Origin of the sequence: Mycolicibacterium vulneris (genome assembly GCF_002104765.1) — a bacterium.
Taxonomy (GTDB): Bacteria; Actinomycetota; Actinomycetes; order Mycobacteriales; family Mycobacteriaceae; genus Mycobacterium; species Mycobacterium vulneris.
On the sequence record NZ_NCXM01000010.1, the window covers coordinates 78,516 to 94,581 of the forward strand.

14 protein-coding genes are annotated in these 16,066 nt (G+C 62.9%); 1 reads left to right on the forward strand and 13 read right to left on the reverse strand.

The window, feature by feature from the left end:
- Positions 1-10 precede the first annotated feature (10 nt).
- From B8W69_RS11540 to B8W69_RS11590, 11 genes are all read right to left on the reverse strand, one after another.
- On the reverse strand, positions 11-1,627 hold the full coding sequence (locus B8W69_RS11540) for an FAD-dependent oxidoreductase (RefSeq protein WP_085289949.1): 1,617 nt from the start codon (positions 1,625-1,627) through the stop codon (positions 11-13).
- A 12-nt stretch (positions 1,628-1,639) separates the two neighbouring features.
- Positions 1,640-1,831 carry a ferredoxin gene (locus tag B8W69_RS11545; RefSeq protein WP_085289950.1) on the reverse strand — a complete coding sequence of 64 codons (192 nt, stop codon included), beginning with the start codon at positions 1,829-1,831 and terminating at the stop codon, positions 1,640-1,642.
- A complete protein-coding gene (locus tag B8W69_RS11550) occupies positions 1,831-3,216 on the reverse strand; it encodes an aldehyde dehydrogenase family protein (protein ID WP_245843214.1) in 1,386 nt (461 codons plus the stop codon). Before B8W69_RS11550 ends, B8W69_RS11545 begins: the two co-directional genes overlap by 1 nt.
- 17 nt (positions 3,217-3,233) lie before the next feature.
- Positions 3,234-4,025: a coniferyl-alcohol dehydrogenase gene (locus B8W69_RS11555; protein WP_085079841.1), complete on the reverse strand. Its 792-nt coding sequence runs from the start codon at positions 4,023-4,025 to the stop codon at positions 3,234-3,236.
- Positions 4,026-4,032: 7 nt separating this feature from the next.
- The gene (locus B8W69_RS11560; protein ID WP_085289951.1) at positions 4,033-5,298 is read right to left on the reverse strand and encodes a cytochrome P450; all 1,266 of its coding nucleotides are present in this window, start codon (positions 5,296-5,298) and stop codon (positions 4,033-4,035) included.
- Positions 5,295-6,833 (reverse strand): acyl-CoA synthetase, encoded by a 1,539-nt coding sequence (locus tag B8W69_RS11565; protein WP_085289952.1) that lies wholly within the window; start codon positions 6,831-6,833, stop codon positions 5,295-5,297. The genes B8W69_RS11560 and B8W69_RS11565 overlap by 4 nt, the downstream gene beginning before the upstream one ends.
- Before the next feature lie 4 nt (positions 6,834-6,837).
- On the reverse strand, positions 6,838-7,242 hold the full coding sequence (locus B8W69_RS11570) for an SCP2 sterol-binding domain-containing protein (RefSeq protein WP_085289953.1): 405 nt from the start codon (positions 7,240-7,242) through the stop codon (positions 6,838-6,840).
- A 189-nt stretch (positions 7,243-7,431) separates the two neighbouring features.
- Entirely contained in the window at positions 7,432-8,502 is a 1,071-nt protein-coding gene (locus B8W69_RS11575; protein ID WP_085289954.1) for an ABC transporter ATP-binding protein, read from the reverse strand.
- 176 nt (positions 8,503-8,678) lie between these two features.
- Positions 8,679-9,797 (reverse strand): phosphotransferase family protein, encoded by a 1,119-nt coding sequence (locus B8W69_RS11580; protein WP_085289955.1) that lies wholly within the window; start codon positions 9,795-9,797, stop codon positions 8,679-8,681.
- A gap of 9 nt (positions 9,798-9,806) precedes the next feature.
- A complete protein-coding gene (locus B8W69_RS11585) occupies positions 9,807-11,453 on the reverse strand; it encodes a phytoene desaturase family protein (RefSeq protein WP_085289956.1) in 1,647 nt (548 codons plus the stop codon).
- Positions 11,453-12,499: a DUF7064 domain-containing protein gene (locus B8W69_RS11590; RefSeq protein ID WP_085289957.1), complete on the reverse strand. Its 1,047-nt coding sequence runs from the start codon at positions 12,497-12,499 to the stop codon at positions 11,453-11,455. The genes B8W69_RS11585 and B8W69_RS11590 overlap by 1 nt, the downstream gene beginning before the upstream one ends.
- Positions 12,500-12,797: 298 nt before the next feature.
- Between B8W69_RS11590 and B8W69_RS11595 the strand changes: the two genes are divergently transcribed.
- On the forward strand, positions 12,798-13,445 hold the full coding sequence (locus tag B8W69_RS11595; protein WP_085289958.1) for a TetR/AcrR family transcriptional regulator: 648 nt from the start codon (positions 12,798-12,800) through the stop codon (positions 13,443-13,445).
- Positions 13,446-13,496: 51 nt separating this feature from the next.
- Here the strand turns inward: B8W69_RS11595 and B8W69_RS11600 are convergent, their stop codons facing one another.
- Positions 13,497-14,693: an acetyl-CoA acetyltransferase gene (locus B8W69_RS11600; protein ID WP_085289959.1), complete on the reverse strand. Its 1,197-nt coding sequence runs from the start codon at positions 14,691-14,693 to the stop codon at positions 13,497-13,499.
- Positions 14,686-16,044: an OB-fold domain-containing protein gene (locus B8W69_RS11605; protein WP_085289960.1), complete on the reverse strand. Its 1,359-nt coding sequence runs from the start codon at positions 16,042-16,044 to the stop codon at positions 14,686-14,688. The genes B8W69_RS11600 and B8W69_RS11605 overlap by 8 nt, the downstream gene beginning before the upstream one ends.
- Between the last annotated feature and the right edge of the window lie 22 nt (positions 16,045-16,066).

The window sequence follows — 16,066 nt, forward strand, 5'->3', positions numbered from 1 at the left end:
GCAAGGGAAATTAGCAGGCCGCGTCGCTGGAGTTGGCGGCGCTGAGCAGTTCGGCGATGTCAACGAATTTCACGCGTGGCCGCGAAGTTTCGAGACCCCGTTCGCGTTCGGCGGCGTCGATGGCACGCCAACCCTGCCAGTCGACGGGCTGGGCCCCTCGTTCCGCGAGCAGATCGGCCATGGAGTCCCGGTCTGCGACCTCACGATCCAGCAAGCCCGAATCGTAGTCCTCCCAGAGCTTTTGGACCGTCTGCTCGGCACAGCTCCGATTGGTCCCGATCACGCCGCGGGGACCACGCTTGATCCATCCTGTGACATATACGCCGGGGATGTGCTGGCCGTCCTCGCGAAGTACTCTGCCGTGTTCGTTGGATACCACGCCGTTGGCGTCGTCGAAGGGCACACCGTCGATCGGCACACCCCGCTGTCCGATCGAGCGCAGGATCAGGCGGCTCTCGATCACTTCGCTTTCCCCGCCTGCATGCACCACGCGAAGACTCTCGGCATGCTCTTCGCCACCCACTTCCACGGGTGAGACCATGAAGCGGAACATGATCCGCTTGTTCTGCGGCTGCGCCGGCCGTTGAGTGAACTCGCGCGCGATCTCCAACTTCATGCGTGTCTCGACGTCGTCGTCGTCGTGCGCATCCAGCTCGTCGCTGTCAACGATGACATCGACCCCCGGCAGGTGGCCCAGCGCCAGGAACTCACCGACCGAGAAGGCGGCCTCCCTTAGCCCTCGGCGCGCCAAGATGACCACTTCTTCAATTGCGCTGTCCGACAACTTATCCAACGCATGCTGCGCGATGTCGGTCTTCGCGAGATCCTCCGGGGCCATCAGCAAGATCCGGGCCACGTCCAGTGCGACATTGCCGTTGCCGATGATCACCGCCCGCTCTGCAGACAGGTCGAACGTGGTGTCAGCAAGGTCGGGGTGCCCGTTGTACCAGCCGACGAAGTCCGCGGCGGCATAACTTCCGGGCAGCTTCTCCCCCGGGATACCGAGGTCGCGGCCCTTCGGTGCCCCCACCGCGTAGATCACGGCGTGATGGTGCGCCAGCAGATCTTCGTGCGTGATCGTCTTGCCGACCTCGACGTTGAAGTGGCACTTGAAGCGCGGGCTCGCGAACGCGGGATCGAAGAGCTTGACCACCGCCTTGGTGTGCTGATGATCCGGCGCCACTCCCGTGCGCACGAGGCCGAACGGCGTCGCAAGCCGATCGAACATATTCACTTCCACGCCGGCGACTCGGGTCAGCTCCGCTGCGGCGTAACAGGCTGCCGGTCCTGCGCCGACGATCGCCACCCGTAACGAGCCCTGCTCCACGGCGGGGTGATCGGTACCGGCTCGCTGCGAATCCATCGCCAAGGGATGGTGTTCGAAGTAGCTCGAGTTGATGTCTCTGAACCGCTCCAGCTCCGGCGGCAGCTCCTCCTCATAGTAGATCGCGTCGACGGGACACGCGTCGACGCACGCGCCGCAGTCGATGCACGTGACCGGGTCGATGTAGAGCATCTCGGTGCCGGTGAATTCACCCGTGGCTCCCACCGGCCTGATGCAGTCCACCGGGCACACCGGCACGCAACTGGCGTCCTTGCAGCAACTCTGGGTGATGACGTAAGTCATTGCGAGTGCGTCCTATTCATCGATAGACAGCGCGCCGGTCGGACAGTTGTTCACCGCCTCTTCGACTTCTGCCCTTTCGTCCTGCGCTGGTTCGGAGTTGATGGCGTGCGCCTGGCCGTCGTCGCCGATCTCGAACACCGACGGTGCGGTGACCTCGCACAACCCGATTCCTGAACACTTGGTGGTGTCGACCTTGACTTTCATCAGAACAATCTCCGCATGATGTTGAGGGCGAGTCGGCTGTAGGGCGGGTAGACCAGACGCGGATCGGGTTTCGCCGTTTTGGACAGCACCGCGCGGCGGTGGCTGAGCGTTTCGAAGCCCCACCTACCGTGGTAGGCGCCCATGCCGCTGGCGCCCACACCGCCAAACGGCAGCGACGGCACCAGACAATGCATAGCAACGTGATTGATCACCGCGCCGCCGGATGGGATGCGATCAACTAGGCCGCGGCTAGCGTGTCCAGAGCCAAAAACATACAGTGCCAATGGTTTCGGTCGGCGGTTGACGAAATCGACTGCTTGGTCGACTGACTCGTAGGTGAGGATCGGCAAAACCGGACCGAAGATCTCATCGGCCATGACCGGGTCGCTGGGTGACGGATCAACGATGACGGTTGGTTCGATACGCAGCGTGCTGCTGTCCCAATGGCCGCCGGCGGCCACTTTGCCTTCGGTGCTGCCGATCAGCGAGACCAGCCGGTCGAACTGACGCTGGTTGACTATCGGTACCCCCAGATCACCTTCGTCCGAACGAAAGTCGCGAAGGTTGCCGACGATCTTGCCGACGAGTCCGTTGACGATGCTGTAATCAGCGAGCACGTAATCCGGCGCGATGCACGTCTGGCCGGAGTTCAGCAGCTTGACCCATGCGATGCGACGGGCGGCGACATCGATATCGGCATCGGCCGTGACGATCACCGGGCTCTTGCCGCCCAGCTCCAGCGTGACCGGGGTGAGGGTTGGTGCCGCCGCGGCCATGATCTTCTTGCCGACTTCGGTTCCGCCGGTGAAAAGAGCGTGATCGAAACCCGCCGCCAGCAAGTCTTGGGTGACCGCGGCGTCACCTTCGACCACACGTACAGCCTCGGGGTCGACGTACTGCCCGAGCTGTCGCGCCAACAACGCCGATGTGGCAGGCGCGAGTTCGGAAGGCTTGATCACGGCGCAGTTGCCGGCCGCCACCGCGGCGACCAGCGGCGCCAGACTCAGATACAGCGGATAGTTCCACGGTCCGATGATCAGCACTGCGCCCAACGGGTCGTATTGCACCCATGCCCGACCAGGGAGCTGCGCCATCGGCAATGGTTCCCGTCGCCGGCGCATCCACTTCTTCAGGTGCTGACGCGCATAGACGGCCTCGCCCTTGGTCGAGGCGATATCACCCAGCCACGCCTCCGCAGGACTGCGACCGAGGTCCTCGGCCAATGCCGCAGCGATCGCCGGCTCGCGCTCCTCGACGAACCGCTCGATGCCGCGTAGCTGTTCCAGTCGCCACTGCAAGTCACGCGTTCGACCGCTGTCGAAAACTTTCCGAACATCGGCGAGCACGTTGGCCTCAGCGGTGATCTTCGGTGCCGAGATAGTCACAGATCCTCCTGAGGGGTTCAGATTTCGGGCGCGGGCACTACGCCACTCGCGACCGCTCCGCTGATTCCGCCGTCGACCGCGATAGCCTGACCGTTGACCCAACGAGCGTCGTCGCCGGCCAGAAAAAGCACCACGTCGGCAACGTCGCCCGGATCGGCGTGACGCCCGAGCAGATTCTTCAATCCGTCGAGCGTGTCTTTGCCCATCGATTCTTCGAAGTCGACCAAGATCGGAGTTTCGACCGGTCCGGGCAGCACCGCATTGATCCGAAAACCCATCTCGGCCACCGCCAAACCCATCGACATGGTGTAGACGGTGGAAACTTCCTTCGAGAAATTGTAGGCGTTACCCTGCTGCGGGTTGGCCTTGAACCAGGCCGCACCCTCCTCAAAGGTGTCGGTAGCCAACAGATCCCGGATCAGGTCGAGCCGTTCCGGCCAGCCGAACCCTGCCGTCGACGACACGATGGTGATCGCGGCGCCCGGCTTCAGTCGTTCGAAGAACGACTCCGTCAAGTGACGGACCGCAAGGCTGTTGACGGCCAGCACCAGGTCGGCCGGCGCGGTGCCCGGTATACCGGCGATGTTCATCAAGCCATCGAATTCTCCGTCGAGTTGTTCCACCGCCGTGTCGATGCTGTGGGGGTTAGCCAAATCGACTTCGATGTGTCGGGTCACCGGCGCAGTCGGTTGGTTGCGGTCCAGGCAGTGCACCTCCGCTCCTGCAGACAGCAAACGTTCTGCCACCGCGTGTCCGATGCCTGATGCGGCGCCGGTGACGACGTAGCGTTTCCCGGAAAAGTCGGCCATAGCTCTCCTAGTCGATCGTGTAGGGCAGGGATTTGACTGCGGTGATGAAGTTTCCGGTCAAATACTCGGGCTCGCCAACGCGCAGGCCCGGCGCCCGGAAGATCAGCTCGCGGAAGATCGACTCCAGCTGCATCTTGGCCATGAACGCGCCCATGCAGAAGTGGGGGCCGCCTCCGCCGAATGCGACATGCGGATTGGGTGAGCGGGTGATGTCGAATACGTTGGGGTTGTTGAACACTCGCTCGTCACGGTTGGCCGAGGAGTAGACCATCGTCACCCAGTCGCCCTCGCGGATGTGCTGGCCGTGCAGCTCGGTGTCCTGAGTGGCAGTGCGCCGAAACGTCATGACCGGGGTCGTCCAGCGGACGAACTCGTCCATCGCGACTTTGATCCGCCCGTCGAAATCCTGTTCCAGCAAGGCTTTCTGGTCGGGAAATTCCTGCAACGCAATTGTGGTGAAGGTCGTGGTGGTGCGCGTGGTGTCGTTGCCTGCCACCGAGAGCAGGACGAAGTAAGGCCCCAGTTCGTCGTCGGTGAGCTGCCGTCCATCGACTTCCGCTTGGACCAGGGAGGTCATCAAGTCATTCTGCGGATGCGCCCGGCGCTTCTCGGCGAGACCGATCCCGATGTTGAGCAGCCCGACAAGGGAGTCGGTCAGCACTTCGCCGGGTTCACGACCGGCCGCGACATCGGGATCGGCCCATGCCACCATGCCCTCTGCCAGGTGCGCCGCCTCGTCGCGCTCGTCCTCGGGCAGCCCGAGCATCTCGTAGATGGTCCACATCGGAAGGCGTTTGGCCACCTGTTGTACGAAGTCGCCTTCCTTCGCCTCGATCAGATCGCTGACAATCGATTCCGCCTGGTGCTCGATCTGTTCTTTGATCTTGGCGACCTGACGTGGCGTGAAGACGGAACTGACCAGCCGTCGCAAGCTCGAGTGCTTCGCCCCGTCCATACCCAAGAAGGACTGCGTTGCGTCGAGCATCTCTTCGGGAACGGCCTCAAACGTAATGCCCTGCCCGGAGCAGAAGATCTCAGGGTTTTTGCTGACGTAGCTGAGGTCCTCGTGGCGGGTCACCACCCAGACACCGTCGATTTCGGGCTCCATCATGGAACCTTCGATCGGCCGGTGCCAGCTCACGGGGCGTTCGTCGCGAAGGATCTTGAATGCCTTCTCACGCTCGTCGAAGCTCTGCGCCCAGAATGCTTGTGACGAGATGTTTACCGGGTCGAAGGGCGGGCGGTCGGTTTTGGCTGGTGTCTCAGTAGTCATGCGGGTGCCTCCATGTAGCGGTCCTTGAGACTTCTCTTAGCGAGCTTTCCGGTGGCTGTCCTGGGCAGCTCGTCGACGAAGTCGACGGAGCGGGGTGCTTTGTAATGCGCGATGCGCTCTCGGACGTAAGCGATGATCTCGTCTGCCAATTCAGGAGATGGCGTTGCCTCGGAGCGTAATTGGACGACGGCTTTGACCTGTTCCCCCATCTCCGCATCGGGTACGCCGATGACCGCGACATCGAAGACCTTCGGGTGCAGCGTCAAGACGTTCTCGATCTCCTGCGGATAGATGTTCACTCCGCCGGAGATGATCACGAATGCTTTCCGATCGGTCAGGAACAGGTAGCCGTCGTCGTCGACGTAACCGATGTCGCCGACAGTGGTCCAGTTCTCGTGGGCCGGATGCCTCGACGAAGCGGTCTTTTCCGGATCGTTGTGATACTCGAAGGGCGCCACGTCGCGCTCGAAGTAGACAGCCCCGACACCACCCGGGGGCAACTCACGGCCCTCCTCGTCGCAGATGTGCAGGACACCCAGCGCGGATTTGCCCACCGACCCACGCTTATCTTTCCACTCCGCGGCGGTGATCACTGTGGTGCCGTGTTGCTCTGTCGCGCCATAGTATTCGACCAGCACGGGGCCCCACCAGTCGATCATGGCGTCTTTGACGTCTGGCGGACAGGGCGCTGCCGCGTGCACGGCCAGCCTCAGTGACGAGAGGTCGTAGCGGTTGCGAACTTCCTCTGGCAACTGCAGCATGCGGACGAACATCGTCGGGACCATCTGACTGACTGTCACTCGATACTTCTCGATGGCGGCCAGTGCCTGTTCGGCGTTGAACCGCTCCATCAGAATTACGGTGCCGCCCAATGCCTGAACGCCGCCACACCACTTCAGCGGGGCGGTGTGGTAAATCGGTGCGGGCGAAAGGTATACGTCATCGCTGGTGATCTTGAAGGCCTGGGCCAGCAGCCCCACCAGCGGATCTCCGGGCTCGTCAACCTGAATTGGAAGCAGGTGCGGCCGAATGCCTTTGGGCCGTCCGGTGGTTCCCGATGAATACAACATCTCCGAACCGCGCGGCTGATCCGTGATGGTCGGGTTGGCGCTGGCCAGTAGGTCGTCGTAGGGCAGATAGCCGGCGATCGCATCGCCGAAGGAGTACCAATGTCGTACCCCTGAAGCCCGATCACGCAGGTGATTGGCCAATTCCCGGACCCCGGCCGAGGCGAACACGACGCTCGCGCCGCTGTCCTGCAGGATGTACGCCGCTTCCTCTGGAGCCAGGTGCCAATTGACAGCGGTGATGTACAGGCCAGAACGTAATGCGGCCCAATAGATCTCGAACGCCTCGGCCGCGTTGTCCGAGACCAGCGCAATGACGTCGCCTCTGCGCAGGCCCATTCCGTGCAGCGCCGACGCGAGTCGGGTCGAATGATCGTCGAGTACGCCGTACGTCAGTGTCCGGCCCGACTCAGCCATGATCACAGCCGGTCGGTCAGGGGCAGACTGCGCGTGTGTACCGGGGAACATCGGCCTAGACGAGCAGGTCGTCGCGACCGTCGTTCTTGAGCCGCTCGATGTAGCTCGGATACAGCTTCTTTCCGAGCGGGGCCAGCTTGAGCAGGCTCGCGACGTTGCCGTCGACTTTGATCTTCTTCTTGGCCATTGCCAGTGGCAGGTTGACCTTGCCCTGCCAGTATCCGTTGCCGGTCTCAGCCGTCATGGACATCGTGGCGGTCGGCGGCGCCCCGCCCTCGAGTCCTTCGCGCACGGATTTGTTCGCCATGTCGATGACCACAAGCGCCTCGGGATCGGAGAAGTCGAACGCCACCACGAGTCCGGTGGCAACTAGCTTCGGCCCGATTTCTTCATCCTCGAAGGCCGTCACGAAAATCCCGCCGATGTATTTTGTGACCTCCGCCGAGTCCTTGAACCCCATTGTTTCGCGTCTCCTTAATCTCAGTTTATTTTAATTAAGATTCAAATTGTCGCCGAGTCAGGTTTCGTGCCACGAAATATGCTCAGCACGGTCTATGACCCCCGTCACAGGGACCTTACCATAAGTCGACTTATGGTAAGGCGCTGCTCCTCGTCACCACTAACCCGACATCCACCCTTGCGGCCGGAATCAGGACCCTCGCAGGATCGGGATCGATGCGGTATCGACCTCGTCGTGCTGGTCGGCGTAACTGTCGTAGTCCTGAGCTGCGGCGTGCTTGCCGGCTTTAGCGAACGATTCGAGGATGGCCTCCTGGGCATCCTCGGGCAGCAGGTGCAGGTTCTCCCGAACCCGGGCGTGACGACGGGACACAGCTTTGCGCTCGGGCATGCCCGGAGTACAGGTGATCTGTGGGGGCACGCCCTCGATCTCCTCGACACCACCGTCGTGGTGACCGGCCTCCATTTGGGCCTGCTCCTCGGCCATGGTGGCCTCGTCCTTTTCCTCGGACATGCCGATCGGCCCGATACGACGACCGTTGAGGAACTGCCGCACCACGGGCTCGTCGCTGGTCAGCAGCACTTCGCGGGGCCCGAACATGACCAGCTTGCGGCGGAACAGCATGCCCATATTGTCGGGCACCGTGCGCGCGATGTTGATGTTGTGCGTCACGATCAAGATGGTCGCGTCGATCTGGGCGTTGATGTCGATCAGCAACTGCGACAGGTAAGCGGTACGGACCGGATCCAGACCCGAGTCGGGCTCGTCACACAGAATGATCTGCGGGTCCAACACCAGCGAGCGGGCCAGGCCGGCACGCTTACGCATACCACCGGAGATCTCACCGGGGAACTTCTTCTCATCCCCGCCCAGACCGACGAGTTCCAGCTTCTCCATGACCACGTCACGGATCTCGCCTTCCTTCTTCTTGGTGTGCTCGCGCAATGGGAACGCGGTGTTGTCATACAGGTTCATCGACCCGAACAAAGCGCCGTCTTGGAACAGCACGCCGAACATAGTGCGGATGTCGTAGAGCTCCTTTGGCGAACACTCGGTGATGTCGGTGCCGTCGACCACGATCGAGCCGTGCTCGGGGCGCAGCAGACCGATCAACGACTTCAAGAACACCGACTTACCGGTACCCGACGGGCCCAGCAGCACGCTGACCTCGCCCTCCGGAATGTCCATCGTCACGTCTTCCCAAATTCGCTGAGCGCCGAACGACTTCGTCAGCCCCGTAACCGAAATACCGATACCCACGCCAAACCCCTCCTGTTTCGACACTTGCTCATCGCCGGTTCGCTCGGCGCGCGAGCAAACCGCTCAAGCGTGTCCGCCGGGGCCAGCATAGCTTCGCTGCGTCGACGTGGCAGCAGGATTTTTATCTTAAATAGAAAAACTTCGGGCTGGTGCACGACGCCCGCGATCGCGTCGCCTCACTGGCCACGATTGCCGATGAAGCTGATGCTGACCGCGTCTGGAGCGGTCAAACCGAGCAGCTTCGCGACCAGTTGGGTAGCGGGATTGCTCAGCGCCATCGTGGCATCCGGCGGTAGAAGTCCGGCACCGATCATCAGGTGCGCGGCCCGAACCATCAAGATCGCCAACCGGGTTCCGGCCAAGACCTCGTAATAATCCAGGTTTTGCAGCCGGTGACCCGTGATTTGCTCGTAGTAGTCGACCGTTTCGGCGTGATCGGGAATGCCCTCAGGCAGCGGCAGGCCCACACCGTCGGTGTGATGGCGCTGGAGGAACAGCCACCAGCCAATTTCTTGCTCACGGCTGGCCAGGACGACCATCTCCCAGTCGAGCACCGCCGCGGCCGCCAGGCTGTCGGAGAAGATGATGTTGCCGACCCGTGCATCGCCCCAATTGAGCACCTTCTCTGTATCGGACTCAGGCCGGTTCTCGTCGAGCCATGCAAGGGCGGCTTCGATCGTCGGGTTCGGCTCGCCCTCGGCCGCCCAGTCGAATGTCTTCCGCCAATAAGCCAGGCCGGCGTCGAGACCGCTGTGGTTCTCGGGTGCATCGAGGAACCCCAACCCGGCCCCGAGCCAGTCGACGCCGTGAATGGCGGCCATCGTGTCGATGCCGTTATGCCACATCCGACGTCGCTGCTCAGGCGTCAGGTCGAGCACCCACCCGGCCGCCGTAAACGGTGGGTCGTCAGCCGGGATGCGTCCGTCGATGCGCTCCATCACCAGGAACGGCGAACCGAGAATGGACGGATCTTCTTCGTAGAAGTAGGCCTCGGGGACCGGCACCTTCGTGTGTTTGCCCAATGCCTTGATGACGGCCCACTCCTTGCGCAGGTCGTAATCCCGGAACACTCCGGGGCCGTTGGGCTGCACCCGGGCGACCATGCCTCTCGTTACCGCCGCACCATCCTGCTGCCAATGCACGGTGAACAGTACCGTTTCGTTCGACAACCCGCCTGCACCGGGCACCTGCAAGTCGGCGATCGTGATCTGCTGGGCCTCAGGCATTTTCGAGGACAACCAGTAAGCCAGCTTGGCGGCTGCGACATCGGTGTCGATCACGTTCTTCAGTGCCATGAGATCTCCTTAACGAGAGTTCGAGATTCGCTGCCTGGCGCGACCGACCAAGCCGTTGGACCGCTTCATCTTTTTCAGTAGCCATTTGGCCGATTGCTGACCGGGAATGGCGCTGATACCGCCCGTGGGATGCGTCCCGGCGCCGCTGAGGAACAACCCCGGAACTGGCGTGTCGTAACTGCCGAAACCCGTTGCGGGCCGTAATGGTCCGAACCGCATCCCGGCTGGGTCGACGTGATACACGTTGCCGCCGGGCACATTGAAGCGCGTCGCCAGGTCCGGAATGTTGAACACCCGTCGCTCGATGACCATCGAGTCCAGTCCTTTGTAGAAGTCGGCTGCTGCGCTCAATGCGCGGTCTCCTATCTTGTCCCGGACGACCTCCCACGGCTCGTCCGGATGTGCCGGCGTGATGCCGGACCAGTACCAGAACGTGTCCTTGCCGGCCGGTGCCTGGCTGGGATCCAGGGCTGTCGGAATGATCCCGATGCCGCAGATCGGATCCGGCCAGCGACCGGCAATGGTGTCCTCCCACGCCCGGATATGCTCTTCGAATGTCTGCCAAGCGCAGATCGGTTCGCGCAGATCCAAGCCGTCATCTCGCCAAGCCTGGTGGCGCGGCAGGGACAGCTGACCGTCGAGTGCGACATCGATCTTGAGCGTCGCAGCCTCGACCACATCGACCGGGATGGCGTCCGCGCGTCGTTGCATGGTGTCGTCGAGAACCCCGCGCGGCAAAAGCTCACACAGCGTGAGTTTCGGGCTGCACGACGCCAACACATAAGGCGCGCGCACTACCTCGCCCCCTTCGAGTCGAACACCGCTGATCTGACCGCGGTCGAGCAACAACTCTTCCACGCGTGCGGACAGTCGTACCTTGCCGCCATGCGCCTCGAACGAACGCTGAATGGCCCCCGGCAACGCGCCCGAACCTCCCACCATCCGAGACGAGTTGGTACGCAAGCACATTGCGATATAGATCAATGCCCAACCGGTGCCATCCTGAGTCATCCAGCAAAACGGCGGCATCGACGCCAGTGCGGCGCGCAATAGAGGAGTGTCGAAGCGCTCGGTGATGATCTCGGCATGCGACCGGGTCAGGAAGCTGATCAGAGGCAGCAGATCCTTGCGCCGTCGCATCGCCACGGGTATCGCATTGAGGATCGCTTTACCTGATGGGTGGGTCGGGTGGCCGTTCATAAATGGCAGCGCGAGATCCATTGCCGCGTCCAGCTGTTGGGCGAACTCGAGATAGGCGCGAGCGTCTTTGCGCGAAAAGTACTTCAGCTCGTCAGCCGTACGCGCCGGGTCTTTCCAGAAAGCCAGCGATGGTCCGTCAGGATCGAGGTGCACGTGGAACGGATCGGCGATGACCTGCCGCAGGCCGTGGCGTTGCAGGTCCAGATCAGCCTCGACGGTGCTCGAGCGGAACAGCGAAGCCTGAATACCGCCTTCGTTGATCAGATGCTGTGGTGCATTGTCGAAGATGGCGTTGGTGCCCAGCATGCCGCCAGACGTGGGCGAGGCCTCCAGCACGACCACCCGAAGTCCCGCCCGGGCGAGGTAGGCCGCGGCCGTCAGCCCGTTGTGGCCGGCGCCGATCACTACGACGTCGTAGTCATTGTTCTTCGAATGAAACACTTCCCGCCCTCCCATCACGACTGCCACGCGGCCAGCGCACGGCGTTTCATCAGTTGCTGATACTCGGGAAACCACAGTTCTTGGTACGTCGCGTAGGCGATCCGGCCCTGTTCGTCGGTCCAGCGATAGACGCTGTCGTGGAAGGACGTGTTAGGCCACGCCGGCAGCGACGCGCAGGCGATCGCCTCGCCCTGAAACCGGTACACCTCGCCAAGCTCGTCCTCGGTGGTGATCTCTTGACGCATCGGCAGGTACGTTCGCTGGTGGTACTCGAGGACGTTGCGGCGTACCCACTTGATCGACCGGCTTTCGTCGCCGCGCTGAACCCAGGCGAAGTGGTGTGACGCGCGGTCGCCGACCTCGTAGAGCCCGGCCCACGCGGGATCGGTGTCCAGCGGTTCAAAGCTGATCTGGTTGAAGATCAAATCCGGACCGAAGTACATCGGTGACCAACCGACCGGCGGAACCGGGACTGCGCCGCGGCGTTCCACCCGGATCTGGCGCCACGATCGATCTCTCGGTGCGTAGCAGTTGACCGCATGAACGTCGCCGCGCAGTCGAAGTTCGCCGGTGACGTGCATGAATTGCTCAGTGCCGCCGGGCATCCGCGCCGATTCGTGGTGATCTTCCTCCCCCGGCATCACATGCCCTCTCGCCAGAAGCGGGGTTACCGCCTCGGCGATGACATCGATCGAGGCGGCTCCATCACCGCTGTCGTAGGTGAGCCGCGCGGTCTTTCCGGGCTCGATGAAGTCGATCGTCAGCCCGTTGTCAGTGGTGATCGTGTTTCCCGACACTTTGGGCCACGGCATCGTTATCTCGTAGTCCAGGAAAGCCATGTCGGTGTATTCGATGTTGTCGGTGCCCTGAAAGATGCAGACACCGCCTTGTGATAACGGGAACGCCGGCTGGTAGCGGACGTAGAGGAATACGCCGATCGCCGCCTCGGGAACCGAGAAGCCGAAGTAATGCGTATGGATGAGGTGTGGATCCCACTGCTCCCCTGCTGCGGGCAGCGGTAACAGCAGGTCGGTATCAGCGGGATGGGTGTGCAGCGGCATGAAAACTCCTATGCATCAACAGGTTTGATGGCAGACAGCAGCCGACGGGTGCACCCGCGGTAACCAGATCGAAGCACGCGCGACCGTGCTCCCGACGCCGCCACGCCGGACACCAAGATGTTCACGATTGCCTTGCCGGCGCTGGGCATCGCCGCAAAGACCGGCGGCCCGGGATCGCCGACAGCAGCGCAGAAACCATCAGAATCTTCCTACTCATGCGGGCCAGTTCACGGCGCCACCACTCGAAGCTAACATGGACTTGAATAGGATTTCAAGCATGAATGTGTATTCAGCGCGTATGAATTCGGGCGTGGCCCCTGCTCCCGAAAGCAAGACGCTGACCCGCGTCGAGCGTCAACGTCTCCGCACGCGGCAGTCGCTGATGGAAGCCGCTCGCTCGCTGATCGCAGCGAAAGGCGTTGCACGCGTGCGCATTCAGGACATCACCGAAGAGGCAGATATCGCCTTGGGCGGCTTCTACAACTACTTCTCTTCCAAAGAAGAGTTGCTGGAGGCGGTGATCACCGAGAGCCTGTCCAAACTCGCGCTGGCAACGATCAGCGACATCAACGCGGACACAGATCCGGCGATCGTGGTCGCGCTGGCCAACCTCAGGGTGATCCGACTGGCCTACGACGAACCTGACTTCGCCCGGCTGATCGTGAACATCGGCCATTCGGAGGCCCTGTTCGGCGAAGCGGTCCACCCCCATGCTCGGGTAGCTGTCGAACGCGGTATCGCGAGCGACCGCTTCGTTGTCGCCGACATCGAGGTGGTATTGACTGCCGTGATCGGCGGCGCCTTCGCTCTCATTCGCGAGATCCTCGACGGACGGCACGGTCCAGACGCTGACCGGGCATTTGCCCAGCACGTCCTCGCGGCGCTCGGAGTGCCAGCCAGCGAAGCCGAAACTATCGTTCGCACGGCCGCCGAAGAGCTGCTCTGATTCGGCCTGTCCTCCCGGAGACGAAAGACACGCCCAGCACAGCGCCGCGCTCTAGATCCCTTGAGTCGCGGCTACCACCGAAACAAAAGAGACACAACTGCCCGGACGCCCGCCCAGGTTGTGGGTAAGCGCGGTGTGCGGATCGGGCAGTTGTCGCTGGCCTGCCTCTCCGCGGAACTGCAGCCACGCCTCGTAGAGCATCCGCAGCCCGCTGGCGCCAACGGGATGCCCGAATGACTTCAGGCCACCGTCCGGGTTGATCGGCAACCGGCCGTCAGCGTCGAAGTCACCCGCCAGCACGTCTTTGCACGCCTGACCGGGGTCGGCGAATCCGAGATCTTCCATCAACACGATCTCGGTGGGAGTAAAGCAGTCGTGGACCTCGGCCAGAGAGAATGCGGTCCGCGGATCCACTATGCCCGCCTGCCGGTAGGCGTCCTGGGCCGAGCGCACAACCTCGGGGAAACTGGTGTAGTCGTAACCGGGATCCATCGCGCCGCGGCCCGAGCCGGCCACCAGTGAGAGCCCGAGAACATACATCGGCGTTTCGGTATATTCATGTGCGCGTTCGGCCGGCACGATTACTGCGCAGGCGGCGCCGTCGGACACCCCAGAGCAGTCGAAAACGCCGAGTCGTCCGGCCACCTTCGGCGCCTTGTCGATGGTTTCCCTGGCGACGGCAGAACGGAACTGCGCCTTGGGGTTACGGGCGCCGTTGGTGTGGTTCTTCCAGGCAACGTGAGTCATCGCCGCACGCATCTCGTCAGCGTGGGTGCCGTACTTCGCGCAGTAGGCCGGATCCAGCAGCGAGAAAGCCGCAGGTGCCGTCATCGACAGTTCGGGCGCGGTGCCGTCGTTGGGCGGATCTTGACGTAACAACCCGGAGAAGCCGGAATCCTTGAGCTTTTCCACCCCGACAGCCATCGCCACGTCGTAGGCACCACTGGCGACCGCGTAACAGGCGTTGCGGAAAGCCTCCGATCCGCTGGCGCACATGTTCTCCACCCGAGTCACCGGTTTGTCGCCGGTTCCCAGTGGCCGGCTCAGCGTCAGGCCCGACATCCCCGAGCTCAAGGTGCCCAGCCAATAGGCGTCAATATCGTTTGCCCTCAAGCCCGGAACCGACGCCATGCACTCGCTGTAGGCCTCGAGTAACAAGTCATCGGCAGAGTCGGCCCACCGTTCGCCGAATCGCGAGCAGCCCATCGCCACGACTGCGACCTTGCCCGCTATTCCCCTGCTAGCCATCGCCGCTCCCGTCCAATCGGGCTTTCCAGAAATAGTTGTGCACGTCGCCTGCGGTGAACAGGCGTCGGAAGGTGAATCCCACCGTTGAGCCGACCTGGATGCGTTCCGGCTCGGCATCGGCAACTTGGCAGGCGAATCGACCGCCACCGGACACGTCTACCACGGCCTGCACGACGGGCGGCGACGGTGAGTACGCCAGGTGGTCGACGGTATAGGTAACGACGGTCCCTCGCATGGCCGCAACGGGTATCACGCCCATCTGGTCGGTTGCACCGCAACTCTTACAGACACGGCCCGGTGGGAGATGAACAAATCCGCAAGCCTCGCAGCACGATCCGCTGAGGCCGAACTTCCACGGTGCAGACCGCTGCGCCGCCGGGCCCGAGGGCCGGTCCGGCTCCGGACGGCGCGGGGGTTCCATCTCGACCAACCCGCGCCACGACAGGTACGTCAAGTGCGCGACGGGCAGGCCGTCGGCCCGTTGCTGGGTGACCGGCTGTGGTTGACGGGCGCCCGGCAGCGCGGTCGTCGCCCGCAACAACATCGCGTCACAGCCATCGACTGCCCACAACACAAGGATGGTGTCCCCCGCATCGGCGGTATCGAGCACGCTGCACAGTGCCAGTACGGCATCACAGGCACCCGAGAAGCCTATGGGCGAGGTGACCACCGACTTCTCCCCTTTGACCAAGGTCGCCGCTCGCTTGACGATCGCGCTATTCGGGCAAGCGAGCACGACGTGGTCAACGTCGACTACACCGGCAGCTTTCAGAACGCGTTCGACGGCGGCGGGGATGAGCGCCGCGTAACGCTCGGCACCGAACCGCTCCTCCCATTGCTCGCCAGTCACCGAAGTAACCGCGCGCCAACGATCCAGGAATTCCGCTGTCAGCGATGTGCTTGCGACGACCTCGGCGAGAGCCTCATCGCTGTCTCCGAACAGCAATGCTGCCGCCCCGTCGCCGCCAAGCTTCTCGTCCGCCGACCCGGGCCGTCCCACCCGTATGTCGGCGCTCACCGCGAGGCCGCCGGTGCCCGCGGCGGCCAAGACTGCCGCGAACCCGCTTCGGCCCGTCCCGCAGAAGTCGACGGCCAGGCTGTCCTCGGCCAGACCGAGCGCGGCGTGGATCGCGGTGGCGTTGGTCTTGTCGGCGTAAGCAGGTGTGCTCGTGGCGAAATACAGCGCAGTGGTCATCTGCACGCCGGGTATCGCCGCTGCGGCCGCCACCGCCATCGTCGTGCTGTCCTCGTCGAACCCACCGACTACCCGGTCTCCCCGACGTAACCCGATGTCGTTGCCGGCCAATCGGTAGCGGGGCAGGTATGCCGCGTAGCCGACCAGATCCTTCATCGGCACACAACCTTCGCCTCGA